The organism is Pseudomonas sp. DR48, assembly GCF_019823085.1.
Classification (GTDB): domain Bacteria; phylum Pseudomonadota; class Gammaproteobacteria; order Pseudomonadales; family Pseudomonadaceae; genus Aquipseudomonas.
The window spans coordinates 6,431,936-6,458,075 of record NZ_CP081946.1 but is presented as its reverse complement, the minus strand read 5'-3'; the positions used below and the strand labels follow the sequence as shown (position 1 = coordinate 6,458,075).

Annotated in this window: 23 protein-coding genes and 1 pseudogene; 17 read left to right on the top strand and 7 right to left on the bottom strand. The window is 58.6% G+C overall.

All coding sequences use genetic code 11. The features are described 5' to 3' along the window. Nucleotides 1-173: 173 nt before the first annotated feature. From K5K95_RS29145 to K5K95_RS29135, 3 genes are all read right to left on the bottom strand, one after another. Nucleotides 174-1,322: a hypothetical protein gene (locus K5K95_RS29145; protein WP_261398094.1), complete on the bottom strand. Its 1,149-nt coding sequence runs from the start codon at nt 1,320-1,322 to the stop codon at nt 174-176. 51 nt (nt 1,323-1,373) lie between these two features. Further along, a complete protein-coding gene (locus tag K5K95_RS29140; protein ID WP_261398093.1) occupies nt 1,374-2,144 on the bottom strand; it encodes a DUF2971 domain-containing protein in 771 nt (256 codons plus the stop codon). A gap of 497 nt (nt 2,145-2,641) precedes the next feature. Then, entirely contained in the window at nt 2,642-2,797 is a 156-nt protein-coding gene (locus K5K95_RS29135; protein WP_222586845.1) for a hypothetical protein, read from the bottom strand. Between the two features lie 171 nt (nt 2,798-2,968). Between K5K95_RS29135 and K5K95_RS29130 the strand changes: the two genes are divergently transcribed. Beyond that, nucleotides 2,969-3,349, top strand: coding sequence for a TolC family protein (locus tag K5K95_RS29130; RefSeq protein ID WP_222587293.1), 381 nt, complete (start codon nt 2,969-2,971; stop codon nt 3,347-3,349). Between the two features lie 293 nt (nt 3,350-3,642). Continuing rightward, entirely contained in the window at nt 3,643-4,554 is a 912-nt protein-coding gene (locus K5K95_RS29125) for a YeeE/YedE thiosulfate transporter family protein (protein WP_315903116.1), read from the top strand. Between the two features lie 154 nt (nt 4,555-4,708). Here K5K95_RS29125 and K5K95_RS33310 read toward each other — a convergent pair. Beyond that, nucleotides 4,709-4,891, bottom strand: a pseudogene (locus K5K95_RS33310) (DNA alkylation repair protein); the annotation flags it as partial. Between the two features lie 277 nt (nt 4,892-5,168). On the opposite strand from K5K95_RS33310, the gene K5K95_RS29120 reads away from it, so the two are divergent. Then, nucleotides 5,169-5,933 carry a tetratricopeptide repeat protein gene (locus tag K5K95_RS29120; protein WP_222587292.1) on the top strand — a complete coding sequence of 255 codons (765 nt, stop codon included), beginning with the start codon at nt 5,169-5,171 and terminating at the stop codon, nt 5,931-5,933. A gap of 24 nt (nt 5,934-5,957) precedes the next feature. Here the strand turns inward: K5K95_RS29120 and K5K95_RS29115 are convergent, their stop codons facing one another. The 3 genes from K5K95_RS29115 to K5K95_RS29105 all read right to left on the bottom strand — a co-directional run bounded on the left by K5K95_RS29115 (nt 5,958) and on the right by K5K95_RS29105 (nt 8,695). Then, nucleotides 5,958-7,061, bottom strand: a complete 1,104-nt coding sequence (locus K5K95_RS29115; RefSeq protein ID WP_222587291.1) for a DNA alkylation repair protein — start codon at nt 7,059-7,061, stop codon at nt 5,958-5,960. Nucleotides 7,062-7,086: 25 nt separating this feature from the next. Next, complete coding sequence (locus K5K95_RS29110; RefSeq protein ID WP_222587290.1) at nt 7,087-7,698, bottom strand: glutathione S-transferase; 612 nt, start codon at nt 7,696-7,698, stop codon at nt 7,087-7,089. Nucleotides 7,699-7,774: 76 nt separating this feature from the next. Next, a complete protein-coding gene (locus tag K5K95_RS29105) occupies nt 7,775-8,695 on the bottom strand; it encodes a MurR/RpiR family transcriptional regulator (protein WP_222587289.1) in 921 nt (306 codons plus the stop codon). A gap of 309 nt (nt 8,696-9,004) precedes the next feature. Here K5K95_RS29105 and iolC point away from each other — a divergent pair, with 309 nt between their 5' ends. The 14 genes from iolC to K5K95_RS29035 all read left to right on the top strand — a co-directional run bounded on the left by iolC (nt 9,005) and on the right by K5K95_RS29035 (nt 26,138). Then, nucleotides 9,005-10,942: a bifunctional 5-dehydro-2-deoxygluconokinase/5-dehydro-2-deoxyphosphogluconate aldolase gene (gene iolC, locus K5K95_RS29100; RefSeq protein ID WP_222587288.1), complete on the top strand. Its 1,938-nt coding sequence runs from the start codon at nt 9,005-9,007 to the stop codon at nt 10,940-10,942. A gap of 161 nt (nt 10,943-11,103) precedes the next feature. Then, the gene (gene iolE / locus K5K95_RS29095; protein ID WP_222587287.1) at nt 11,104-11,997 is read left to right on the top strand and encodes a myo-inosose-2 dehydratase; all 894 of its coding nucleotides are present in this window, start codon (nt 11,104-11,106) and stop codon (nt 11,995-11,997) included. Then, nucleotides 11,994-12,803 (top strand): 5-deoxy-glucuronate isomerase, encoded by an 810-nt coding sequence (iolB, locus tag K5K95_RS29090; RefSeq protein ID WP_222587286.1) that lies wholly within the window; start codon nt 11,994-11,996, stop codon nt 12,801-12,803. The genes iolE and iolB overlap by 4 nt, the downstream gene beginning before the upstream one ends. Before the next feature lie 44 nt (nt 12,804-12,847). Next, entirely contained in the window at nt 12,848-14,350 is a 1,503-nt protein-coding gene (locus K5K95_RS29085) for a CoA-acylating methylmalonate-semialdehyde dehydrogenase (protein ID WP_222587285.1), read from the top strand. Nucleotides 14,351-14,372: 22 nt separating this feature from the next. Next, nucleotides 14,373-15,194 (top strand): TIM barrel protein, encoded by an 822-nt coding sequence (locus K5K95_RS29080; protein WP_222587284.1) that lies wholly within the window; start codon nt 14,373-14,375, stop codon nt 15,192-15,194. Between the two features lie 135 nt (nt 15,195-15,329). Then, nucleotides 15,330-17,261 carry a 3D-(3,5/4)-trihydroxycyclohexane-1,2-dione acylhydrolase (decyclizing) gene (iolD, locus tag K5K95_RS29075; protein WP_222587283.1) on the top strand — a complete coding sequence of 644 codons (1,932 nt, stop codon included), beginning with the start codon at nt 15,330-15,332 and terminating at the stop codon, nt 17,259-17,261. A gap of 33 nt (nt 17,262-17,294) precedes the next feature. Then, nucleotides 17,295-18,305 (top strand): Gfo/Idh/MocA family protein, encoded by a 1,011-nt coding sequence (locus K5K95_RS29070; RefSeq protein ID WP_222587282.1) that lies wholly within the window; start codon nt 17,295-17,297, stop codon nt 18,303-18,305. A 127-nt stretch (nt 18,306-18,432) separates the two neighbouring features. Beyond that, nucleotides 18,433-19,485, top strand: coding sequence for a Gfo/Idh/MocA family oxidoreductase (locus K5K95_RS29065; RefSeq protein ID WP_222587281.1), 1,053 nt, complete (start codon nt 18,433-18,435; stop codon nt 19,483-19,485). Nucleotides 19,486-19,634: 149 nt separating this feature from the next. Then, nucleotides 19,635-20,561, top strand: coding sequence for a sugar ABC transporter substrate-binding protein (locus K5K95_RS29060; protein ID WP_090185273.1), 927 nt, complete (start codon nt 19,635-19,637; stop codon nt 20,559-20,561). Between the two features lie 70 nt (nt 20,562-20,631). Further along, the gene (locus K5K95_RS29055; protein WP_222587280.1) at nt 20,632-22,197 is read left to right on the top strand and encodes a sugar ABC transporter ATP-binding protein; all 1,566 of its coding nucleotides are present in this window, start codon (nt 20,632-20,634) and stop codon (nt 22,195-22,197) included. Nucleotides 22,198-22,254: 57 nt separating this feature from the next. Continuing rightward, the gene (locus tag K5K95_RS29050; protein ID WP_222587279.1) at nt 22,255-23,277 is read left to right on the top strand and encodes an ABC transporter permease; all 1,023 of its coding nucleotides are present in this window, start codon (nt 22,255-22,257) and stop codon (nt 23,275-23,277) included. A 327-nt stretch (nt 23,278-23,604) separates the two neighbouring features. Next, entirely contained in the window at nt 23,605-24,009 is a 405-nt protein-coding gene (locus K5K95_RS29045; protein ID WP_007907888.1) for a TraR/DksA family transcriptional regulator, read from the top strand. Nucleotides 24,010-24,208: 199 nt separating this feature from the next. Then, on the top strand, nt 24,209-25,813 hold the full coding sequence (locus tag K5K95_RS29040; RefSeq protein ID WP_222587278.1) for a methyl-accepting chemotaxis protein: 1,605 nt from the start codon (nt 24,209-24,211) through the stop codon (nt 25,811-25,813). Between the two features lie 121 nt (nt 25,814-25,934). Then, the gene (locus K5K95_RS29035) at nt 25,935-26,138 is read left to right on the top strand and encodes a hypothetical protein (RefSeq protein ID WP_222587277.1); all 204 of its coding nucleotides are present in this window, start codon (nt 25,935-25,937) and stop codon (nt 26,136-26,138) included. The last annotated feature ends 2 nt before the right edge of the window (nt 26,139-26,140 follow it).

Here is a 26,140-nt window from a genome sequence, read left to right as displayed (position 1 = left end):
TGAAGAGTCGGATCGGTACCGGGTTTCGTTCGACCCATGGCTGCTTTTCGTGAAAGGCAGTTAACGGCTAGAAAGCGGCCGCTCGCGAACGGCATCTATCGACCCAGAGTAGACACTCACTACCGTCTGCCTTTAGCGGGTTCTTCCAAATTCTTAGCTGACTGGTTAAGGGACTATTTAACGCGTGAGTAGTACTTGCCACTAAGTACGTCCCGCACTTGTCGATGATTCGCACCGACCAAATTTGCAATGAGATCAGGATCGAATCCCCATTCGTTCCCGTACTGGCGGATAGAAAGAATTTGATCTCGGTTCAAGGTGTTACTGCGCTTGAATATGACCTGCTCGTAAAATTGATCATCAGCCCACTTTTCTTTTACCCATGGAGCGAGGCGTGGCCGAGAGGCCTCGTCAAGCAGATATTTCGACGCAGCCTTATCCCGTTCGTCAACGGAGGTTTCTGAGCGGTTAAGAAAGCCAAGCTTGTGAAGGAATTGAAATCCCGCGAATCCACCCGGGATCATGTTCAGGCCTTTTGGATAAAGAGTGCGCTCGACCATTTTTTCCTCGACCTGCATAGCTTCCTCGTAGGAGAGATTCACATATTGCAACTCTGAAAGAAGGACGGCACCTTTCCTCACCAACTCAAAGTTTCCAAGCCCGGACTGCACAAGACTATCGCAGTTGAACACTTTGCGTAGGGAGGTGTGGAATATCAGCTCGCTGCCGGTTAATGCATCACGCTGATGTTCTTTGTATCTAGTTTGCCAGTTACGAGACGTAAGACCTATGTAGCTAACTGACTCGAACTGTTGCTCTGCAAAATCCATGGCCGAAATGTTGTGTTCATAAATCATATGGCCACTCTCAACATTGCCCCAGCCCTGCAACACGCACTGTACAGGGACAGAGAAGATACGCCGCGATTGAACATATGCACCCGGAGACGAGCCAAGTCCGCTTTCAGGTGGTTTACCGGAAACCCGCTCGAAACAACACATTAGCGTGGGCGCTTGCGGCGTGCCGTGTGTACTTGCCTCCCAAGAGTAGAAGCACTGGTCTGGTTCTTCTTGCTCATCGAATATTATGAATCGGAACGTAATCAGCAGATCGAGTTTTCGACCAGCTTTCAATCGACCCCAAGCCTTGTGGCTGTGCCGAGTTCGTTTATTGATTTTGATTAGGTCGGTTAGGCAACCTTTGATTCCGCCATGCATGCCAGCGTTGATCTCCCCGAGAGAAGCTTCAAGTTGATGAAGGCTTGTACTCGGAATGGGCAGCAGCGCCAATGTGTTTTGTTCATCAAGGCATCTGCGATTCATGAGGGTACCCGTTAGCTGACTCTCGCCAAAGGCGCGAAGTTGATTTGTTTGTTATATTTTTGCTTGCACGTCAAAAGTCAAGCTTTCGGGTAGTCGGTATAGCAGGGATCGCTTAATTTCTCCTTGGTATGCTGTTCGTTGACGTATATCTTGCTCAATAAGTTTGAATTTTTCATATGAAACTCGGGGGTCTATCATGATCTGAGTGATAAGTTTATGAGGATCAATATCATACCTGAGCAGTTTGTTCTCTCCAGCACCCTCAGCCCAATCACAAAACATCAATCGAACTTCATTTTCATGCCTGAAAGCTCGTCGTTTTAATAAAAGAGAGCTAAAAAGCTTGCCAAATGTTATTTCGCCATGAGAAGTAAAAGTGCCTTTCGCTCTTTTAACAAGCTCTGTCTCTCTTAAGTACTCAACTTTACCAATGCAGTGTACGCATTTTTTTCTATCTATAGTGCCTAAGCAAAGGCTATCAAGTAGTTGGTCTATGGTAGTCCTAATTCTGATGCCATCTTTGTTTGAAGAGTAAATTCTCCACAAGGCGTCGGATGATTTTTCTAAGGTCCAGCATTGCCCATACATTCGATTATGAATGTCGTACTCAATTTGCCGGCCAGTTTCATCTCTCAGTTTTGACTTTAAGATAAAATTTTCGAAGGTGTCTTCCCAGAGGCTGGGCTTAACTAACGTGTTTAGTTTTGTCGCAAATAGCTCTATTAGTCGATCGTATGAGATGGTTCGGTATACGTACTGCTTTAATTCTGTCTCGTCTAAATTAAGGTACATCTCAAGTCCCGTTGGAAAGTATAACTTCACTATGCGATATCCAATGCTGCATTTTATATCGCATAAGTCCCCTATCGCTTAGCAACTCCACGGCCAACTTGATTCTTCTCGTTGCAAACGCAACATCATTCCGAGAGAAGTGCGACACGGGTAGCAACCTATTGTGCTGCCAACCTACTGTTTTGGCGGCTAGCTGTCTAGAGACCGCTTCTGGCCGTTAGCTGCCTGCATCAGGCGTCGCCTGGCAGCATGATATGGGTAGCATCAACATCCTCTGTTCGCATTCGGACGAATCGGTGGAAAGACGCACCTTCTGACAGCGCAGAGGTGCATGTGCGACCAGCGCTTTTACTAGCGTTTGACCCACATGTTGTCCCTTGGAAGAAGTTGCGGTCACCACGCCCGAACAACTGCTGACACTCTCGGCGGACGCTTGGCAGCAGATGGTGAGTTAGCGGCAAAGCAGCGGCTGCTGACTTCAGCCAGCGCCGCCAAATGGCAGTTTCTAAATCAGGTTGCTGCCTTGCTCAAGCCTGGTCGGCTTGCTTGTCATCATCGTCTTTGAGTGCTGGCTTCATACCAGGCTGGGGCGTGTGCTCGGCATTTGGCGCGATTTCTTCGCCGTGGTTCTTTTTCTCTTGCTGTACTTTTTTGTCGTGGGCGACGTTACGTGGGTCAGTCATGGGAATTCCATGATTTGGAGGATGTTTCGGACACCCATCGACGCGACACGTTGAATGTGAGCGTCGGGGTAAGACTTGGAGTCAGGTCGATCTGAAGCGTTCATTACTTCTCGACTTGCAACTGCCCGGAAAGGCGAGCAGGGGGGAATTAGGCCGTATACAGGCGAAGCTTTGGCCATTTATCGACAATCCGTCCTTCGAGCCGCAGAAGATGTGGAGAACTCCTTTATTCAGCTGGGGCAGACCGTGATCCACGTGGTCCACGTGGTCCAGTTTCAGGAGCAGGTGGAGGCCTTGGAAAAATCTCGGAATCTGTCTGAGCAGGTTTACCGTGCAGGATCGATCACCCTGACCGATGTCCTGGACGCAGATCGTCAGTTGCTGACGGCGCGCGATGAACTCGACGCGAACCGTGCTGATGCTGCACGAGCCGCGGTGGGGGTCTTCCGTGCCCTTGGTGGAGGCTGGGATCCGGCGACACCCCCAGCACAACAAGACCAGACAGCGATCTCTTCCGTCGAAGAGCCAGATCCAAGAGTGCCGTCCTCTTAGCAAGCTCCCACGGGGAAATCCTCTCAGTTGTCGGCGTGCTAGTTCCTGCAGAGATATGGAAGCTCAGCATTATGCAGATGGTCACATCCACTGGAGGCAGCTCATGGCCGTTTTCTGCCCGTGGCGAGAGGCAGAAATCTGCCAAGAACAGTCATTCAACTTCTAAGAAACCAGGGAACGACACAAAGCGACCGTCAGATTACAGCCGCGTCAGATACACAGTTAACCTGATCGAGAGCTACGCTAATACCTGGTGAAACCCGGCCCATCCAAATCAGCAGTGGCGCACGAACATGGTGTTCTCTTTACTGATGGCGTTGGTATTAGCGTTCCTGATTGGCTGGGTTTCGCAGCGCATGGGCATGTGCCTGGTCAGAGCGAGCGAACAATTGCTGGCGGGGCGCCCGACGTTGTTTGTGGCGCTGACATCGTGTGGATTGTTCGGGTTGATGCTGGCCCCGATCTATCGTTTCTCCGGGGTCAGCCTGCCGCTGTACTCGCCTGATATTTCCTATCCTTTACTGGTTTCGGGAGGCTTGTTGTTCGGGGTGGCATCGGTGCTGAACAACGGTTGCAGCGTCGGCACGCTAACCAGGTTTGCCTGTGGCAATTTCAATAAACTGTTCACGATGATCGGCTGGATCCTGGGGATGGTGCTCTGGTATTACATGCGCATGATGCCCGAACAGAAGAGCATTCTGATGCCGGAAATTTCCAGCCGTCATTACTGGCTGTTGATCGGTGTAGTGGCGCTGGTGCTGATATTTCTGGTCGGCATACACGGTAATAGACACCTGGTTTTCTCCAGTATGCTGCTGGGTGCGTTGACGAGTGCGCTCTATGCGTTCGAGCCGTCATGGACACCTAGTGTGTTCTTTTACAATGTTTCGCAGATGTTCTGGCAAGCCGATATGGCAATCAGCGCCCGGCGTATTGCGGTGTTTGTCATGTTGCTGGCAGGCATGCTGAGTTTTACCTTGTCCAGGAAAAAATTCCGTTTCGAGGCCTTTACCCCATCGAAGGCTGGCGTTCATTTGTTGGCGGGTATTTTGATGGGAATTGGGGCTTCGATGATGCTTGGCGGCAACGACTCGCAAATACTGTTGGTGTTTCCAACACTGGGCGTTGCTTCGAGCATTCCACTGGTGTCGATTGCCACAGGCATGCTGGTGTCACTGTGGTGCAAAAAACGCGCTATGCGTTGAACGCACTAAAGATGGCTCCAGGGACAGTATGTCAGTCCCCTTTTTTCTATCGGCCCGAACCATCCACATGCCGAGTTAAGCGGCCCTCACGGGTAGACTCCGTCACTTCTAATGGCATTGGAGGCGGTCGGACGCAGCCTCGCGTTGCTACACGTTACGCGAGGATCTCAAATGAGGTGCTGGCAAGGCGTTCGCCATTCACCATGATGTGCACCGCGTGTTTGCCCACATAGTGTTTGCGAGTAGTCAGTTCCTTAATATGCTGCCCTCGACTCACAAACTCACTCCCCCCACCAGCCAGCGTCAACGCCTTCAGCTTGAACACCTTCGCTGAGGAAATAACGGGACGGATTTATTTTTCCGGGCAATAAATCCGCCGTTTTTTCTACCCCATCGTGAAGTCGAGCAACGGATCACGCTTTGAGAGTGGGGGTGGTAATAAATGAGAATGGTCGCAGTGGCCTGTGAATTCCAAACCATCCGCAGTAGCCGTTGCAGCGGGAACTTCAAGGCACTGGTCAGGTCAATGGGGGCCCTGTATCGGCGATGCCGAGCAGTGCTGGTGGACTGTTTTACGGCAGTGCCGTCCGAGATCAACTGAGTCCGACCCCCTGATGCCAACCAAAAGTTTTCTGCCGGGTCTCATCCTGGCGTTCTGCGCTGTCGCGTCGTTTTGCTCGGTTGCTGCGGAGCGAAGAGCGCCCTCGCAAAGTAACAGCGCATCAACCACCCTGATCGAAACCGCCTCGCGGCAGTATGAAGCTGGCCAGTTGGACCAGGCCGCTGCCACGCTGGAGCGTGCCCTGCATATCCAGCCGAACAATCCCGCAACGCTGCATTATCTTGGTGTGTTGCGTCTTCAGCAGGGGCAGTACCAGCAGGCTGAAACGTTGGCGGCGCGCTCGAACATGCGGGTTGGTCGCAACGTCGAGTTGCGTAACCGCAACTTCCAATTGATCCAGGCGGCGCAGCAGGCCAAGGCTTCGAGTACCTTACCCAACGCCCAAGAGGACCTGATCGCAGTTCAGAAGCGGCTTGAAGAAGAAGCCCAAAGGCGCCGCGTGGCGGAAATGGCCGCTGCTGAACTATCCGCTCAGGACACTGGGCGCTACGCTGGCGACTTCGCTCGCGCAAAGGCAGAGGGGGTATCGGATTCGCCGACGGCTGGCAGGCTTCGGCCCGAAGGAGAATTGCCAGTGGCTTCCGTCGATCGAGAGTCCGTGTACGACGGGGTCAAAATTCCCCGCGGCCATTGGCCGCCTCGGGGTAAATGTCGAATCTGGTTTCCTGATCGCCCGCCCGGACATCAGCCCGCACCCGGTAGCTGCAAAAAGCTGCGACATCGGGTGCCTTTAGGGGCCTATCTGGTTCGCGGTTGAGTTTCTACACCAGAGCGACGTGTTTTAGGGGAGGATTTCGAATGAGGTGCTGGCCAGGCGTTCGCCATTCACCAGAATGTGCACTGCGTGTTCGCCCACATAGTGTTTGCGAGTGGTGAGCTCCTTGATCTGCTGTCCGCGGCTGACCCGTTCAGTCGCCTTGCCAGGCAACGTCAATGCCTTAAGCTTGAACACCTTCGCCGATGTCCCGCCATTGGCCTTTACATAATCAATCGCATAATCGATCACCAGCCGCTGACTCTCCGCCACCGTGGATTTCACATCAAACGACAACGTAATTTTCTCCCCCAGCCGAATCACCGCCGGCTCGACCCTCACCCCAATAATCTCCACCTCAGCTTTGCCGCTGGCCCCAATAATCGCCAGCGCCCGCTGATTGCCCTGCTTGATCAAGCTGCGCAATGCATGCTTGGCAATCCAGGCCGTGTGTTTGTTCTCCAGTTGCCAACCCTCGATCAAATCCAGCACCCACTCAGGGTGGTCCTTGGTGATGTCATTGAGGTGGTTGGCCACGGACTTGCGCACGTAGAGGCTTTCATCGGCCTTGAGGTTGTCGAGAATCGGCGCGGCCAATGTCGGGTCGCTCTGAATCTGTTCCAACCGAAAGGACCACGGCAAACGCGGTCGACTGCCTTCGCTGGCCAGGCGTCGGACGTGTTCGTTTTCATCCCGGGACCATTGCTGCATCAGCGCCAATGACCGTTGCAGATCGCTGCGCAGAAAATAGCGGATCGCGAATTCCGCAGAGCCAAACGTGGTGAAGTATTTGAGTGCGTCCATCGACTGTTCGAAATCATGCGCGCCGTACATCGCCACGTAATGCGGCAGCGAGATGCTGACAAAGCCGCTGTTGAGGCGGGGGGCGAGGGCGCGCAGGATTTCCAGGGACTCGTCATAACCCAGCGGCAGCACCGCGTGCAGGCTTTCGCTGACCCGGGCCATGCGTTGCATGATCGACAGGTCGGCGAGGCCGTCGTTGGCCAATTTCAGGAAGGCTTTGGCGTTGAACGCCGGGTAGACCGCGGTCATTTCGGTCGCGATGTGCTGGAGGCGCGCGGCGTTGAAGATTTCCTTCAACGCCGGGGCAGGTTGTTCAGCGGCGGTCATGGTCGGGTCCGATGGATTGGGCCGTTCAGGTTATCGGTGTACTGATGAAGGCCTCAAGCTTTTCTGCCTGCGCGGTGAATTCAGCGATCCGCGGAAACTGCTCGGCATCGACTTGATCCGGCACCACGAGGTTGGTGAAGCTCCAGGCGACCGCGAGAGTGATGCCGTCTTGCCCGATCAAGGCGCCGTTCGCCAGGGGCTGCTTCTCCAGTTCGCGCTCAAGTGATGAGTACGCCGCCGCCAATTGACCTTCAACCCGTTCGACCCACGGTTGGTATTGGATGTCGGCCGGGCGCAGGTTGCGTTCGTAGTAAAGCTGCACCGACTTTTCGCAGGCCGCCAGCCCGAGGCCGATCAGGCGCAAGGCGCGCAGCCGCTGTTTGAGGTCGCCGGGCATCAGGCTTTTGCCGGGGCCGGCCAAGGCTTCGAGGTAGTCGATGATGAGTGTCGAGTCCATCAACACCTCGCCGTCGTCCAGCACCAGGGTGGGCGCCTTGACCACCGGGTTGATCTGCTGGAAGTGCTCGAAGTGGCGGAACACCGACACCGATTCGTGTTCCAGGTCGATGCCCAGATAGCGGGCAGAAATGGCCACGCGCCGCACGTAGGGCGAATCCAGCATGCCGATCAGTTTCATAGCGCCGTTCCTTCAGGTGTCGATGTCGGGATGGACTACCTTAGCTGAGCTTCCATGACCTGCAAGTGGCGCGTGGTTAATCCTCGAAGCCGACCTGTTCGTGGATCTCGTCGACCTTCAATTCCAGTCGATAGGCCACGGCGATAAACAGCGCCTGGCACAGGCACAACGTCGCACTCAGTGAGCGAAACGCAAACGAACTGCCTTCGTTGACCAGCAGCACGGTGTTGGCGCGCTTGGCCAGCGGCGACAGGTTGCTGTCGGTGATGATCAGGGTTTTCGCCTGATTGTGCTGGGCGATGCGCAGGCAGTGCTGGGTTTCCTTGCCGTAGGGCGTGAAGCTGATGGCGATCACCAGGTCATTGGCGCGCACGCTGCGCATCTGCTCGCGATAACTGCCGCCGAGGCCGGAAACCAGATGAATGCGCTTGTTGGTGTGTTGCAGGTTGTAGACCAGGTAATCGGCCACGGCGAACGAGCGGCGCACGCCGACCACGTAGATGTTGTCGGCGTTTACGACCAGGTCCACGGCCTTGTCGAAGGCTTCGTCATCGAGTTCCTGTCCCAGTCGCTCGATGCCCGACAGGGTCGCATCGATGCACTCGCGGGCGAGGTCGCCGCCGCTGGCCTTCTGCGATTTGTTGGCGATCATGCTGCGAATGCGCTGCTGGTAGTTCTGCACCGGCGTGGTCTTGTGCGTGTACGCCTCGCGGAACAAGGCCTGCATCTCGCTGAAACCACTGAAACCGAAGCGCTGGGAAAACCGCACGATGGCCGAGGGGTGCACTTCGCACTCACGGGCGATATCGCTGATGCGGTCGACCATGATCCGGTCGCTTTGCTGGCTCATGTAGCTGGCAATGCGTTTGAGCTGGCGCGGCAGGCTTTCGTATTCGTTGGTGATCAACTGCAGCAGACGCTCGGCATTGATCGGGGGGCTGACGAGATCGCTGTCGGGCGTGCTCTCGGACGTAGCCGGCTGATCGGTGCGGGACATAAGGAATCCTTCTGGCTTGTTCTTATAGGGACGACAGATCGCGTCATCCCCTGACAATAGGTTGGCTGTGCGCAGTCTACAGGGTAGGCCCGAATAAAATCTTGAGCTTGCAGCGTGTGCGGGGTTGCTGAAACGATGCACTGCGCCCGGAGCGCCCGTACAAGAGTTTATTGGAAAAAATATTCCACGTAAAAAATAATTGGAATATTTATTGATTGTTCGGTCTTGCTCGTTTTAGTCTGCATCCACCAAGAGTGTTCGGTGCCTCCAGCGCCCGAACGCAGGCTGATAAAAATAACAGGAGCCAGCATGGGCCAGACTCGTTTTGCCAGTGGGCGTCAATTGGATTTGATTTGCCTGGGGCGCCTTGGCGTCGACCTCTATGCGCAGCAAGTCGGGGCGCGGCTTGAGGATGTGAGCAGCTTCGCCAAATACCTCGGCGGATCATCCGCCAACATTGCCTTCGGCACCGCCCGGCTGGGTCTGAAGTCGGCGATGTTGAGCCGGGTAGGGGACGACCACATGGGCCGGTTCCTCCTGGAATCCCTGGCGCGTGAAGGCTGTGACGTCAGCGGCATCAAGGTCGACCCTGAACGCCTCACCGCGATGGTGCTGCTGGGCCTCAAGGACCGCGAAACCTTCCCCTTGGTCTTCTACCGCGAAAACTGCGCCGACATGGCGCTGCGGGCCGAAGACATCAGCGAAGCCTTTATAGCCTCCAGTAAGGCCCTGCTGATCACCGGCACCCATTTCTCCACCGACGGCGTGTACAAGGCGAGCATCCAGGCGCTGGACTACGCCGAAAAGCACAACGTCAAACGCGTGCTGGACATCGACTATCGCCCGGTGCTCTGGGGCCTGGCCGGCAAGGCCGACGGCGAGACCCGCTTCGTCGCCGATCAGAACGTCAGCCAGCATGTGCAGAAAATCCTCCCGCGTTTCGACCTGATCGTCGGCACTGAAGAAGAGTTTTTGATTGCCGGTGGCGCCGAGGATTTGCTCACTGCGCTGCGCAATGTCCGGCGCCTGAGCGACGCAACATTAGTGGTCAAGCTTGGCCCGCAAGGCTGCACAGTGATTCACGGTGGCATCCCGGCGCGACTGGAAGACGGCGCGATTTACCCTGGCGTGCGGGTGGAAGTGCTTAATGTGTTGGGCGCTGGCGATGCCTTCATGTCGGGCTTCCTCAGCGGTTGGCTGGAGGACGCCAGCGACGAGCGCTGCTGCCAATTGGCCAATGCCTGCGGCGGTCTGGTGGTGTCGCGCCATGCGTGCGCCCCGGCGATGCCGACCCGCGCCGAACTCGATTACCTGTTCAACAGCCCGGTGCCGATCACCCGGCCGGATCAGGACGCGGTGTTGCAGCGTTTGCATCAGGTCAGCGTGCCGCGCAAGCAGTGGAAACAGCTGTTCATCTTTGCGTTCGATCATCGCGGGCAATTGGTGGAACTGGCGCACAAGAGCGGGCGTGACCTCAACGCTATCGGCGAACTCAAGCAGCTCTTTATCAAGGCTGTGGAACGGGTCGAAGCCGATTTGCGCGAGCAGGGCATCGAAGCCGATGTCGGGCTGCTGGCCGATCAGCGCTTCGGCCAGGACTCGCTGAACGCCGCCACCGGCCGTGGCTGGTGGGTGGCGCGGCCGGTGGAAGTGCAGGGCTCGCGGCCCTTGGCGTTCGAACACGGGCGCTCGATTGGCAGCAACCTGATCGCCTGGCCGCAAGAACAGATCATCAAGTGCCTGGTGCAATTCCACCCGGACGACGAGCCAATGCTGCGCCTGGAACAGGAAGCGCAGATCAAGGGTTTGTATCAGGCCTCACAAGTCAGCGGTCATGAGCTGCTGCTGGAAATCATCCCGCCTAAAGACCACCCGTCAACCCACCCGGACGTGCTGTATCGCGCGCTGAAACGCCTCTACAACCTCGGCATCTACCCGGCGTGGTGGAAGATCGAAGCGCAAAGCGCCGAAGAATGGAAACAGCTCGATGAGTTGATTCAGGAACGTGATCCGTACTGCCGGGGTGTGGTGCTGTTGGGCCTGAATGCACCGGCGGCGACATTGGCCGAAGGCTTTGTGCAAGCGAGCCAGAGCCAGACCTGTCGCGGGTTCGCCGTGGGCCGCACGATTTTCCAGGAGCCGAGCCGCGCGTGGATGGCCGGTGAAATCGATGATGAAGGGCTGATTCGCCAGGTGCAGGGCACGTTTGTCGAACTAATCGATGCCTGGCGCACAGCCCGCGCCTGACGCAACACCGCGAAACCCCTGTGGGAGCGGGCTTGCTCGCGAAGACGGCGGCACATTCAACATTGATGTCGCCTGACACACCGCTTTCGCGAGCAAGCCCGCTCCCACATGGGGTCCGTGTCGTTCTAACTGATTTGTGTAAAACAATAATAGGTGCAGCCATGCCCGCTATCCGAATTGGCATCAACCCGATCTCCTGGAGCAACGACGACCTGCCGTCCCTCGGTGGCGAGACGCCGCTGAGCACCGCTTTGAGCGAAGGCAAGGAAATCGGCTACGAAGGTTTTGAACTCAACGGCAAATTCCCCAAGGATGCCAAAGGCGTCGGCGACGTGCTGCGGCCTTATGACCTGGCGCTGGTCTCCGGCTGGTATTCCAGTCGCCTGGCGCAGCGTTCGGTGGCAGAAGAAATCGACGCCATCGGCAGCCATGTCGAGCTGCTGGCGAAGAACGGCGCCAACGTGCTGGTCTACGGCGAGGTCGCTGATTCCATCCAGGGCCAGCGCATTCCATTGGTCGAACGCCCGCGTTTCCACACCGAGCAGGCGTGGCAGGCATACGCCGACAAGCTCACCGAACTGGCGCGTTTCACCCTGTCCCAAGGCGTGCGCCTGGCGTACCACCACCACATGGGCGCCTACGTCGAATCCCCGGCTGACATCGATCAGTTGATGGCGCTGACCGGCAGCGAAGTCGGTCTGCTGTTCGATTCGGGTCATTGCTACATGGGCGGTGGCGAACCGTTGCAGGTGCTGCGCAAACACATCGAGCGCATTTGCCACGTGCACTTCAAGGACGTGCGCAAACCGGTGGTGCAACTGGCGCGCAACAACCTGTGGAGTTTCCCGGACTGCATCATCAACGGCACCTTCACGGTGCCCGGTGATGGCGACATCGACTTCGCCGCGCTGCTCGATGTGTTGCTGGCCAACGATTACCACGGTTGGCTGGTGGTCGAGGCCGAACAGGATCCGGCGGTGGCGCCGAGCTACGTGTATGCGAAAAAAGGCTTCGACACCTTGCGTGCGTTGCTCGACGAGAGGATTGCGCGATGAGCCTGCTGGTCAAAAGCAACGCCCGTGGCCGGACTATGGTCGAGTTGGCCGAACGTGAATTGGAATACGTCGGTTTCGCCGCTTACCGTTTGAGCCTGGGCGAAACCTTGCCGGTGGCGGCAGGCGACAAGGAATTGTGCCTGGTGCTGCTCAGCGGTCGCGTCAGCATCAAGGGCGAAGCGCCGGGGCAGGGCGCGTTCGACTGGGAAAACCTCGGCGATCGCCAGTCGGTGTTCGAAGACAAATCGCCGTTTGCCGCGTATTTGCCACCGGGCAGCCAGGCGCAAGTGGTCGCGCTCAGCGATGTGCAAATCGCCGTCTGCGCCGCACCGGGGCTGGCCGGCAATGGTCTGGGCCCACGACTGATCAAGCCCGAGACCATGAAGCGCAGCGTGCGCGGCAAGGGCGCCAACACCCGTTACGTCTGCGACATCCTGCCGGACACCGAGCCTGCGCATTCGCTGCTGGTGGTGGAAGTGCGCACGCCGTCGGGGCACTCCTCGAGCTACCCGCCGCACAAGCACGACACCGACGATTTGCCGCACCAGAGCTTTCTCGAAGAAACCTATTACCACCAGATCAATCCGCCTCAGGGCTTTGTGTTTCAGCGGGTCTACACCGACGACCGCAGCATCGATCAAGCCATGGCCGTGGAAAACAGCGACCTGGTGGTCGTGCCCAAGGGCTATCACCCGGTCAGCGTGCCTTACGGCTACGAGTCGTATTACCTGAACGTGATGGCCGGCCCGAAACGCGTCTGGCAGTTCCATAACGATCCGCAGCACAGCTGGCTGCTGGATCTGTGAACTGAATAACCTGAATTCCACCTTTTGCACGGAGAACAAGAACAATGAGTGACGTCCCGGTCATCGGCCATTACATCGACGGGCAAGTGCAAGACAGCACCAGCGAGCGGTTCAGCAACGTCTTCAACCCGGCCACCGGCGTGGTGCAAGCGCGCGTCGGGCTGGCCAGCGAGAAGACCGTGGACCAGGCCGTCGCCTCGGCCCTGAAAGCCTTCCCCGCGTGGTCCGAACAATCGTCCCTGCGCCGTTCGCGGGTGATGTTCAAGTTCAAGGAATTGCTCGACCGTCATCACGATGAACTGGCCGAAATCATCAGCCGCGAACACGGCAAGGTGTTCTCCGACGCCAAGGGCGAAGTCACCCGTGGCATCGAGATCGTCGAATACGCCTGCGGCGCGCCGAACCTGCTGAAGACCGAATTCAGCGACAACATCGGCGGCGGCATCGACAACTGGAACCTGCGTCAGCCACTGGGCGTGTGCGCAGGTGTCACGCCGTTCAATTTTCCGGTGATGGTGCCTTTGTGGATGATCCCGCTGGCGTTGGTCACCGGTAACTGCTTCATCCTCAAGCCGTCCGAGCGTGATCCGTCGGCCAGTCTGCTGATGGCCCGCCTGCTGACCGAAGCCGGTTTGCCGGACGGCGTATTCAACGTCGTCCAGGGCGACAAGACGGCGGTCGACGCGCTGCTGCAACACCCGGACATCGAAGCGATTTCCTTTGTCGGCTCGACGCCGATTGCCGAGTACATCCACCAGCAAGCCACCTCACGCGGCAAGCGCGTTCAGGCGCTGGGCGGGGCGAAGAATCACATGATCGTCATGCCCGACGCTGATCTGGACCAAGCCGCAGACGCCTTGATCGGCGCCGCTTTTGGCTCGGCCGGCGAGCGCTGCATGGCGATCTCGATTGCGGTCGCGGTGGGTGACGTCGGTGACCAGCTGATTGCCAAACTGCTGCCGCGCATCGATCAGCTCAAGGTTGGCAACGGCATGCAGGGTGACAGTGATATGGGGCCGTTGGTGACGGCGGAGCACAAGGCCAAGGTCGAAGGTTTTATCGATCAGGGCGTGGCCCAAGGCGCACAACTGATTGTCGATGGTCGAGGGTTCAAAGTGCCGGGCGCGGAGAACGGTTTCTTCGTTGGCGCCACGCTGTTCGATAACGTCGCGACCGAGATGAGCATTTATCAGCAGGAAATCTTCGGCCCGGTGCTGGGTATCGTTCGGGTGCCGGATTTCGCTAGCGCCGTGGCGTTGATCAACGCCCATGAATTCGGCAACGGTGTGTCGTGTTTCACCAGCGACGGCGGCATTGCCCGCGCCTTTGCCCGCACCATCAAGGTCGGCATGGTCGGCATCAACGTACCGATTCCGGTGCCGATGGCCTGGCACTCGTTCGGTGGCTGGAAACGCTCGCTTTTCGGCGATCACCACGCCTATGGCGAAGAAGGCATCCGCTTCTACAGTCGCTACAAAAGCGTGATGCAGCGCTGGCCCGACAGCATCGCCAAGGGCCCTGAATTCAGCATGCCGACCGCCAAATAACTCGCTCTTGCGGAGAACTACAATGAGCAAGCCCCTGCGTTTCGCCCTGAACCGTATGGTCGCCCCCCGTTTGTCCCTGCCGGCATTCATCGAGTTGGCGGTGGCCCTCAAGGCTGACGCCATCGAGATTCGCAACGACCTCGAAGGCGTCGAGATCAAAGACGGCACCACCCCGGAACGGGTGCGCGAACTGTGCGCCGCCAATGGCATCACCGTACTGTCGATCAACGCGTTGTACCCGTTCGATGTGTGGAACGCGCAGCGCCGCGAGCAAGCGTTGAAGCTGGCCGCGTATGCCCAAAAGTGTGGCGCGCAGGGCTTGGTCATGTGCCCGTTGAATGATCGCGCCGATCCGCGCAACGAAGCCGAACGCGCGACGTGGTTGCGCGCCGCGTTGACCGAACTGGCACCGATTCTGCGCGATCACGGCATTCTCGGTTTCATCGAGCCCTTGGGTTTTGAAGAGTGCTCGTTACGGCGCAAACGCACGGCGGTGGACGCGATCAAGGCCGTCGGCGGGCTGGATGTGTTCCGCCTGGTCCATGACACCTTTCACCATCACCTGGCGGGCGAGTCCGAGTTTTTCCCCGAGCTGACCGGACTGGTGCATATCTCCGGCGTCGAAGATGCCGAGGCGCCGCTGGCGACCATTCGCGACGGCCATCGGGTGCTGGTGGGCGAGGGCGACATTCTGGGCAATGCGCTGCAGATCGAGACACTGCTCAGCGCCGGTTACAACGGCTACCTGTCGTTCGAACCGTTTGCCGAGAGCGTGCATGGCCTGACCGACATTGAGCAGGCCATCGGCGCGAGCATGGATCACCTGCAAAAATCCCAAGGCTAATGGATATCCCCTGTGGGAGCGGGCTTGCTCGCGAAAGCGGCCGTAGATTCAACATTGATGTCGCCTGACACACCGCTTTCGCGAGCAAGCCCGCTCCCACATTAGATTGGATTTGCCTTCAAAAAAGGTGCAAGCATGACCACAACACGATTGACCATGGCCCAGGCCCTGGTGAAATTCCTCGATAACCAGTACATCGAGGTCGATGGCGTCCAGAGCAAATTCGTCGCCGGGGTCTTTACCATTTTCGGTCACGGCAACGTGCTGGGCCTGGGCCAGGCCCTGGAGCAGGACAGCGGCGACCTCGTCGTCCATCAAGGCCGCAACGAACAAGGCATGGCCCACGCCGCCATCGGTTTTGCCAAGCAGCACCTGCGCCGCAAGATCTACGCCTGCTCCTCATCGGTCGGTCCCGGCGCGGCGAATATGTTGACCGCCGCCGCGACGGCCACCGCCAACCGCATCCCTTTGCTGTTGTTGCCCGGTGATGTCTACGCCTGTCGCCAGCCGGACCCGGTGCTGCAACAGATCGAGCAGTTTCACGACCTGAGCATCAGCACCAACGATGCCTTCAAAGCCGTGAGCAAATACTGGGACCGCATCAACCGTCCCGAGCAATTGATGACGGCGGCGATCCACGCCATGCGCGTGCTCACCGATCCCGCCGAAACCGGCGCCGTGACCCTGGCCTTGCCGCAGGATGTGCAAGCCGAGGCCTACGACTATCCCGACTATTTCCTGCAGAAACGCGTGCACCGCATCGAGCGGCGTCCGGCCACGGAAGCGATGCTCAGTGATGCGTTGGCGCTGTTCAAGGGTAAGCGCAAGCCGCTGATTATTTGTGGCGGCGGGGCGCGTTACTCCGGGGCCAACGCTGAATTGCAGGCGTTTGCCGAGCGCTTCGACATTCCCTTCGCTGAAACCCAGGCCGGCAAGAGCGCGGTGGTTTCCAGCCATCCGTTGAACGTCGGCGGCATCGGCGAAACCGGGTGTTTGGCGGCGAATCTTTTGGCTCGGGACGCGGACCTGATCATCGGCATCGGCACCCGCTACAGTGATTTCACCACCGCGTCGAAATCCTTGTTCCAGCATCCCGAGGTGCAATTTCTCAACCTCAATATCAGTCCGTGCGATGCGCTGAAACTCGATGGCGTGCAATTGCTGGCGGACGCCAAAACCGGTTTGCAAGCGCTGGCCGAAGCCTTGGGCGATTACCGCTCCAGCTGGGGCGATCAGCCTCGGCAGGCCAAGGTGCAGCTGGACGAAGAAGTCGATCGCCTCTATCAGGTCGAATACCAGGCCAAGGATTTCGTCCCGGAAATCAAGGACCACATGGACCCGGCGGTGCTGCGCGAATTCATCGAGCTCACCGGTTCCTGCCTGACCCAGAGCCGCGTACTCGGCGTGCTCAATGAAACCCTCGCCGATGACGCCATCATCGTCGCCGCCGCTGGCAGTCTGCCCGGCGACTTGCAGCGCAGCTGGCGCAGCAAAGGCGTGAACACCTATCACGTCGAGTACGGCTATTCGTGCATGGGCTACGAGGTCAACGCCGCGCTGGGGGTGAAACTCGCTGAGCCGCAGCGCGAGGTCTACGCCTTGGTTGGTGATGGCTCCTACATGATGCTGCACTCGGAGCTGGCAACCTCGATCCAGGAGCGGCGCAAGATCAACGTGGTGCTGCTGGACAACATGACCTTCGGTTGTATCAACAACCTGCAAATGGGCAATGGGATGGACAGCTTCGGCACCGAATTCCGTTTCCGTAACCCGGACACCGGCAAGCTCGATGGCGACTTCGTGCCGGTGGATTTCGCCATGAGTGCGGCGGCTTACGGCTGCAAGGCTTACAAGGTCAGCACCGTGGACGAGCTGCGGGCAGCACTGGCGGATGCACGGTTGCAGACGGTGTCGACGCTGATCGACATCAAGGTCCTGCCCAAAACCATGATTCACGGCTACCTGTCGTGGTGGCGGGTCGGCGTGGCGCAAGTCTCCACCAGCGCCCGCACCGACGCGGTGGCCAAGACCCTGAATGAACGACTGGCCAAGGCCCGTCAGTACTGATTGCTCTACAAAAATTCCAACAGGAGAACAGACATGTCGTTGAAGCTAGGCGTTATCGGCACCGGGGCCATCGGCCAGGACCACATCCGTCGTTGCAGCCAGACCTTGCTCAATAGCCAGGTGGTTGCGGTGACCGACATTAATTTGCAGCAAGCGGCGAAAGTGGTGTCCGACCTCAAGCTCACGGCCGAGGTTTACCCTGACGGCCACGCGCTGATCAAGGCGCCGGAAGTCGAGGCGATCCTGGTCACTTCCTGGGGCCCGAGCCACGAAGAGTTCGTGTTGGCAGCAATCGCAGCCGGCAAACCGGTTTTCTGCGAGAAGCCCCTGGCGGTCACGGCTGAAGGCTGCCGCAAGATCGTCGAAGCCGAAGTGGCCCACGGCAAACGCCTGGTGCAAGTCGGCTTCATGCGTCCCTATGACGAAGGTTATCGCGCCCTCAAAGCGGTGATCGACAGCGGTCAGATCGGCGAACCGTTGATGCTGCACTGCGCGCACCGCAACCCGACCGTGGGTGAGAACTACAAGACCGACATGGCGATCACCGACACACTGATCCACGAGCTGGACGTGCTGCGGTGGTTGCTCGACGACGATTACGTTTCGGTGCAGGTTGTATTTCCGCGCAAGAGCAGCAAAGCCCTCGCACACCTGAAAGACCCGCAAATTGTCCTGCTGGAAACCGCCAAGGGCACGCGCATCGACGTGGAAGTTTTCGTCAACTGCCAATACGGCTACGACATCCAGTGCGAAGTGGTGGGGGAGACCGGCATCGCCAAACTGCCGGAGCCGTCGCAGGTTCAGTTGCGCAGCGGTGCGAAGCTGTCCAACGCAATTCTGATGGACTGGAAAGATCGCTTCATCGCGGCCTATGACGTGGAGTTGCAGGCGTTCATCGATGGCGTACGCGCTGGACAGGTGGGCGGACCATCGGCGTGGGATGGCTTCGCCGCTGCCGTCGCAGCAGATGCGTGCATCGAAGCACAAGGCAGCGGCCAGATCGTCAAAGTCGCACTCCCGGACCGGCCACATTTCTACAGCTAACGATGATCCCCTGTGGGAGCGGGCTTGCCCGCGATGACGGCAGCACATTCAACACCTATGTGACTGGCAGGCCGCCATCGCGGGCAAGCCCGCTCCCACAGGGTCCGCATTCTATAAGGGGAATTTCATGCGTATCGGACTTGTCGGTTACGGCCATGGCGGCCGGTTTTTCCATGCTCCGCTGATCAGCAGCCTGCCAACCGCCAAATTCGTCGGCGTGGTCACCCGTTCACCGGAACGCCGACAGCTGCTGGCAGCCGAACACCCGGGCGTGCCGGCCTTCGACAGCATTGGCCAACTGGTGGAGGCCGGGGTGGATGTGCTGGTGATTTCCACACCGCTCAAAGGGCGACCGGCGCTGGTGCTCGATGGCATCGAACATGGCGTGGCGGTGGTCAGTGACAAACCCTTCGCCGCCGATGCGCAACAGGCACAGACCCTGATCACCATGGCCGAGCGCCAGGGGGTGCGGCTCAGCGTCTACCAGAACCGGCGCTGGGATTCGGACTTCCTCACCGTGCGCAAACTCATCGAGTCCGGCGCGTTGGGGCAGGTCACCCGTTTCGAATCGCGAATCGAGCGTTACGCCCCGCAAGCGGTGAATAACGGCAGTGGCGGCGGCTTTCTTCGTGATTTGGGTAGCCATCTGGTGGACCAGGCGCTGCAACTGTTCGGTCCGGTCACGCGGGTGTACGCCGAACTGGACTACCTGGAAAAAGACCAGGTGTTCGATAACGGCTTCTTTATGTCCTTGACCCATGCCAGCGGCGTCACCTCGCACTTGAGCGGCAGTTGCCTGCAAAACACCCCCGGGCCGCGTTTCCGCGTCACCGGCACCCAGGGTTGCTACAGCGTCGACGGGCTGGACGGGCAGGAGGCCTCGGCGCTGGCCGGGCTCTCGCCAAAATCCGAAGGCGAACACTGGGGCGTCGAAGAGCATCGGCGCTGGGGCTGGTTCGAACAGGGCGAAGTGCGCGAGCGGGTGCCCTCCGAACGCGGCTGCTGGCAGCAGTTCTATTTACAGCTACAAACCGCGTTACAGAGCGGTGGCCCACTGCCGGTCGAGGCCCGTGATGCACTGGCGACCACCCGCGTTCTGGACGCGGCGCGCTTGAGTGCAGAGCGCCAGCAAGTGGTGGTTTTGGGGCAGTTTGATCACCGTGGAATAAAATCAGAATAAAATTCTAAAATGAGTTGATATAGAAATAATATTCCAATAAAGTCGTTTCCAGCGACCTGCCTCTCGCTCGTTTTCAACGCTTGCCCGCTTACTGAAAAATCGTTCCGCCTTATCCATAAAACCAACAAGAATGTGGAGAAAGAGTTTTCATGAAGACCCAGATCCGTTTCGCTTCGCTTGCCTTGTCCCTGATGTTCGCCAGCGGCGCCGCACTCGCCGACATGAAGATCGGCGTCAGCATGTCCCAGTTCGATGACACTTGGTTGACCTACCTGCGCGAGTCCATGGACAAGAAAGCCAAGGCCTATCCCGAGGGTGTAAAGCTGCAATTCGAAGACGCTCGCAGCGACGTGGTCAAGCAGCTGAGCCAGGTCGAAAGCTTCATCAGCCAGAAGGTTGATGCCATCGTGGTTAACCCGGTGGATACCGCCGCCACCAAAAAAATCACCGAAGCGGCGGTCAAGGCCGGCATCCCGCTGGTCTACGTCAACCGCCGCCCGGATGACCTGAAACTGCCCAAGGGCGTGGTCACGGTAGCCTCCAACGACCTGGAGGCCGGTGAAATGCAGATGCAGTACCTGGCCGACAAAATGGGCGGCAAGGGTGACATCGTGATTCTGCTGGGCGACCTGGCGAACAACTCCACCACCAACCGCACCAAAGGCGTCAAAGAGGTGCTGGCCAAGTACCCGAACATCAAGATCGAGCAAGAGCAGACCGGGACCTGGCTGCGTGATAAAGGCATGACCCTGGTCAACGACTGGCTGACCCAGGGCCGCAAGTTCGATGCGGTCGTGGCCAACAACGATGAAATGGCCATCGGTGCCGCAATGGCCCTGCAACAGGCCGGCGTCGACAAGGGCAGTGTGCTGATCGCCGGTGTCGACGGCACGCCGGATGGCTTGAACGCCATCAAGAAGGGCAGCATGGCGGTGTCGGTCTTCCAGGACGCCAAAGGTCAGGCAGACGGTTCCATCGACACCGCGGTGAGGATGGCCAAGAACGAGCCGGTTGAGCAGGCCGTCTGGGTGCCGTATCGCTTGATCACCCCGCAAAACGTCGACACGTTCAAATAGTCCGTCCGTTCAATAACAACAATAAGCACGCAAGGTTGCCACGGCGACCTTGCTGATGGAGTACCTGATCATGTTCGCTTCAGCGACTGCTTCGAGCACCCCGTTGGTGGGTATCCAGCCGACCGCAACACCTGTCGATGAGCCGTACCTGCTGGAGATCCTCAACGTCAGCAAGGGGTTTCCCGGTGTGGTGGCCTTGTCCGACGTGCAGCTACGGGTGCGCCCCGGTTCCGTGCTGGCCCTGATGGGTGAGAACGGCGCGGGCAAATCGACGCTGATGAAAATCATCGCCGGCATCTACCAGCCGGACGCCGGTGAAATTCGCCTGCGGGGCAAACCGGTGGTCTTCGAAACGCCACTGGCGGCACTGCAAGCCGGGATCGCGATGATCCATCAGGAACTCAACCTGATGCCGCACATGAGCATCGCCGAAAACATCTGGATCGGCCGCGAGCAGCTCAACGGCCTGCACATGATCGACCACCGCAAAATGCACCGCTGCACCGCCCAGCTGCTGGAGCGTCTGCGGATCAATCTTGATCCCGAAGAGCAGGTCGGCAACTTGAGCATCGCCGAGCGGCAGATGGTCGAGATTGCGAAGGCGGTGTCCTACGACTCCGACATCCTGATCATGGACGAACCGACCTCGGCGATCACCGACAAGGAAGTCGCCCACCTGTTCTCGATCATTGCCGACCTCAAGAGCCAAGGCAAAGGCATCATCTACATCACCCACAAGATGAATGAAGTGTTCAGCATCGCCGATGAAGTGGCGGTGTTTCGTGACGGTGCCTACATCGGCCTGCAACGGGCCGACAGCATGGACGGCGACAGCCTGATTTCGATGATGGTCGGTCGCGAACTGAGTCAGTTGTTCCCGGTGCGCGAGAAGCCGATCGGCGATCTGCTGCTGTCGGTGCGCGACCTCAAGCTGGAGGGCATTTTCAAAGACGTCTCCTTCGACCTGCATGTGGGCGAGATTCTCGGGATCGCCGGGTTGATGGGCTCGGGCCGCACCAATGTCGCCGAAGCTATTTTCGGCATTACCCCAAGCGATGGCGGCGAGATTCGCCTCGATGGCGAAGTGGTGCGCATCAGCGATCCGCACCTGGCCATCGAGAAGGGCTTCGCCTTGCTCACCGAGGATCGCAAGCTCAGCGGTCTGTTCCCGTGCCTGTCGGTCCTGGAAAACATGGAGATGGCCGTGCTGCCGCATTACGCCGGTCATGGCTTTATTCAACAGAAAGCCCTGCGTGCGCTGTGCGAAGACATGTGCAAGAAGCTGCGGGTCAAAACTCCTTCGCTGGAACAGTGCATCGACACCTTGTCCGGCGGCAATCAGCAGAAAGCCTTGTTGGCGCGCTGGCTGATGACCAACCCGCGAATCCTGATTCTCGACGAGCCGACCCGTGGCATCGATGTCGGGGCCAAGGCCGAAATCTACCGGCTGATTTCCTGCCTCGCCAGCGAAGGCATGGCGGTGATCATGATTTCTTCTGAGCTGCCCGAAGTGCTGGGCATGAGCGACCGGGTGATGGTCATGCACGAGGGCGACCTGATGGGCACCCTCGACCGCAGCGAAGCGACCCAGGAGCGGGTCATGCAACTGGCCTCGGGCCTGTCCGTGGTTCACTAATTGATGCCGGTGGTGACGATGGTCACGGCTGGCGACGCAAGAGAAGGGTGAGTGTTTATGAACGCGATACTGGAAAACAAGCCAGCAACGGCACCGATCAAAAGTCGCCGGCGCTTTCCGACCGAGCTGAGCATTTTCCTGGTGCTGATCGGCATCGGCCTGGTCTTTGAACTGTTTGGCTGGATCGTGCGCGATCAAAGCTTCCTGATGAACTCCCAGCGTCTGGTGCTGATGATCCTGCAGGTGTCGATCATCGGTCTGCTGGCCATCGGCGTGACGCAGGTGATCATTACCACCGGGATCGACCTTTCTTCCGGCTCGGTGCTGGCGTTGTCGGCGATGATCGCGGCCAGCCTGGCGCAGACCTCGGACTTTGCCCGGGCGGTGTTTCCGTCGCTGACGGACTTGCCGGTGTGGATTCCGGTCGTCGCCGGACTTGGGGTGGGACTGTTGGCGGGGGCAATCAACGGCAGCATCATTGCCGTCACCGGGATTCCACCGTTCATTGCCACCCTCGGCATGATGGTGTCGGCGCGGGGCCTGGCACGGTTCTACACCGAGGGCCAGCCGGTGAGCATGCTGTCGGATTCCTACACGGCGATCGGGCACGGTGCGATGCCGGTGATCATTTTCCTGGTCGTGGCGGTGATCTTTCACATCGCCCTGCGTTACACCAAGTACGGCAAGTACACCTACGCCATCGGCGGCAACATGCAGGCGGCGCGCACCTCGGGGATCAACGTCAAGCGCCATCTGGCCATCGTCTATAGCATCGCCGGCTTGCTGGCCGGCCTGGCAGGCGTGGTGGCTTCAGCGCGCGCCGCGACCGGGCAGGCCGGGATGGGCATGTCGTATGAACTGGACGCGATTGCCGCCGCGGTCATCGGCGGCACGAGCCTGGCCGGTGGCGTCGGGCGCATCACCGGCACAGTGATCGGTGCGCTGATTCTCGGGGTGATGGCCAGCGGGTTTACCTTTGTCGGGGTTGATGCGTATATTCAGGACATCATCAAGGGACTGATTATTGTGGTGGCGGTGGTCATCGACCAGTACCGCAACAAGCGTAAACTCAAGCGCTGAAGCCGGACGAAACAGCAACATGCGCCACGCCTGACCCGCGTGGCGCAGCCGTTTGTCTTCTATATACAGCCGCTTGATTGAATTTCTTGCTATAAACGCACTCCGATAACCAACGCAAAGGCTGACATAAAGCACTTTCGTGGCTTTGTCGGACGAATTCGCTGTCTTTTCAGTTGCTGAGGCCTCAAGTCGGCCTTAGACTGCCGCCCCTCGTAAATTGAGTGCCGGGTGGCGCTTGGAATAAATGGCGCCTTTCCGATGGCCAGACCCGGTCAGCCGGAACGCTCCCTAATTCGCCTTAATGCACGTTTTTTTATAGAGATATCAATGACAAAGGACAAGTTGCTGGCCATGCCGGCGGATGACTACATGAATGCCGAGCAACATGCTTTTTTCTCCGAGCTGTTGCAGAACATGAAAGTCGAAACCCATGAGCGCATCGAACAGAATCGCATCGCCATCGAGAGCCTGGACACCCCAGCCGATCCGGCCGACGCTGCTTCTGTCGAAGAAGAGCGCACCTGGCTGGTGAACGCGATCGATCGCGACCAGCGCATGCTGCCTCAGTTGGAACAGGCTCTGGAACGCATCAAAGAAGACAGCTTCGGCTGGTGCGATGACAGCGGCGAGGCCATTGGCCTCAAGCGCTTGCTGATCAGCCCGACCACCAAGTACTGCATCGAAGCTCAAGAGCGTCACGAACAGATCGACAAGCACCAGCGTCAGGCCTGATTCCGTAACGCCCCGCATCGCGGGCAAGCCTTGTTCCTGAAGGAACGACGCTTGCCCGCGATGCTTTTTTTCGTCTGCAAAAAACTCGTGTCCTTCTATTGATCTGCTGCAAGGCCCACTACTAATGGACCATAGATAATGGCCCCTTAGTGGCGTTTAATGCAGACACAACAATTAGAAGCTCCACGGGGTGACGAAGATGACGAGAGACGGATCTCTGGTTGGGCATGTGCCCGCACCAGTACTTGCGCCAAAAAACCTTTGGCTGACGCCGACTTTGCAAAGCATCGCCCTGGTGCTGTTGCTCTGTGGCATGACCTTGGGCGGCGCTTCGCTTTACATCGGTCTGCCGGTGGCCGTGCTGATCGTCTGGCTGCCACGCTTGCGTACGCGCGCCGTCGCTGATTCAACCCCAGCCGACAGCTCAAGTGCCATTGCCGAGCTGACCCGCGACCTTTCCTACACCACCAGTCACAACGCGTTGTCCGCCGCTGGCGTGGCGTTTTCGGTCAAGCAACTGGCCGAGAGGGTCCAGTCGCAACTCGATGCGGCCAAGCGGATCGTCAGCAACGCCGAAGTGATGATTTCCACCGAACAAGCCACGTCGACACTCAGTCGAGAAGCCTTGAACGCTGCCAGCGAGGCCCACCAGAGCAGCGCGGCCGGTCGTACGGAATTGATCGAATCGATCTCCCGCATGCATCAGCTCAGCCAGCGCGCGAACAACAGCCGTGAGCTGATCGAGGCCTTGAGCTTGCGCAGCGACGACATTCAACGGGTCACGCTGGTGATTCAATCCATTGCCAGCCAGACCAACCTGCTGGCCTTGAACGCCGCCATAGAAGCGGCCCGGGCCGGCGAACACGGACGCGGGTTTGCGGTGGTGGCCGATGAAGTGCGTGGCCTGGCAGCGCGCACGGCGACGGCGACCGGCGAAGTCGGGGAGATGGTTGCCGATATCCAGCAGCGCACGGCGCAAGTGGTGGAGCAGATCCGGCAACTGTCCAGCGATCTCGACACCGGCGTCCAGCAGGTCGAGCACACCGGTCAGCATCTGGAGAACATCGCGCGGCTGGCCGCGGGCGTCGAACACCAGGTCGCAGAAATCGCCCGGGGGACGGACACTAACCGCGAACAACTCGACAGCCTGTTTCACGCCATCGAGCAGATGCGCAGCGACCTGACGGTCAGCGACCAACAGACCCAGCGTCTGGCTCAGGCTGCTGTGCAAATGGAGGGGCAAGCCGAAACCATCAGCGAGCGCCTCGCCGAAGTCGGGCTGGATGACTATCACCAAAGGATTTATGACCTGGCCCGCGAAGGCGCAAGCCAGATCACTGCGCGTTTTGAGGCGGATATCGACGAGGGCCGAATCAGTCTCGAAGACTTGTTTGACCGCAACTACCAGGCGATCCCCAACACCAGCCCGGCCAAGTTTCAGACGCGCTTCGACCGCTACACCGATCAGGTCTTGCCGGCCATTCAGGAACCGTTGTTGCCGCGCCATGACGGGCTGGTTTTCGCCATCGCCTGTACTCAGCAAGGTTATGTGCCGACGCATAACAAGGCCTTCAGCCTGCCGCTGACCGGCGATGCGCAGGTCGATACCTTGCAGAACCGCACGAAACGCAAGTTCGCCGACCGTACCGGCATTCGCTGTGGCAGCCATCAACAGCCTGTGTTGTTGCAAACCTATACCCGAGACACGGGCGAGCTGATGCACGACCTCTCGGTGCCGATCATGCTCAAGGGCCGGCATTGGGGCGGATTGCGATTGGGCTACAAGCCCCAGAGTGCTCGCTGAGCGGCTGACCATTGTTACCGGATTGGCAACGAAGCTGTGCAGGCTCGTTGCTGTTTCCTCGCGAATGAACTCATTAACATGCCTACATAGTTAGGTTGCTAATGAAATTCGAGAGGTCAGCATGCACAATAAAGTCGATGTCGCGGTCATGATTGGCAGCGGTGTACCCGCCTATTTGCGTGCGATGGGGCAGAGCGTTTGTTGGGTAGTGTTGCTCAATGGCGAGCGCCGGGGGACGGTGTATTGCAGTCGCGATGAAGCCGAAGAGTGCAGGGCTGCCTGGCTGGCGCAATTGAACGCCGTAGCACCTGGCAGCCTGCATTGACC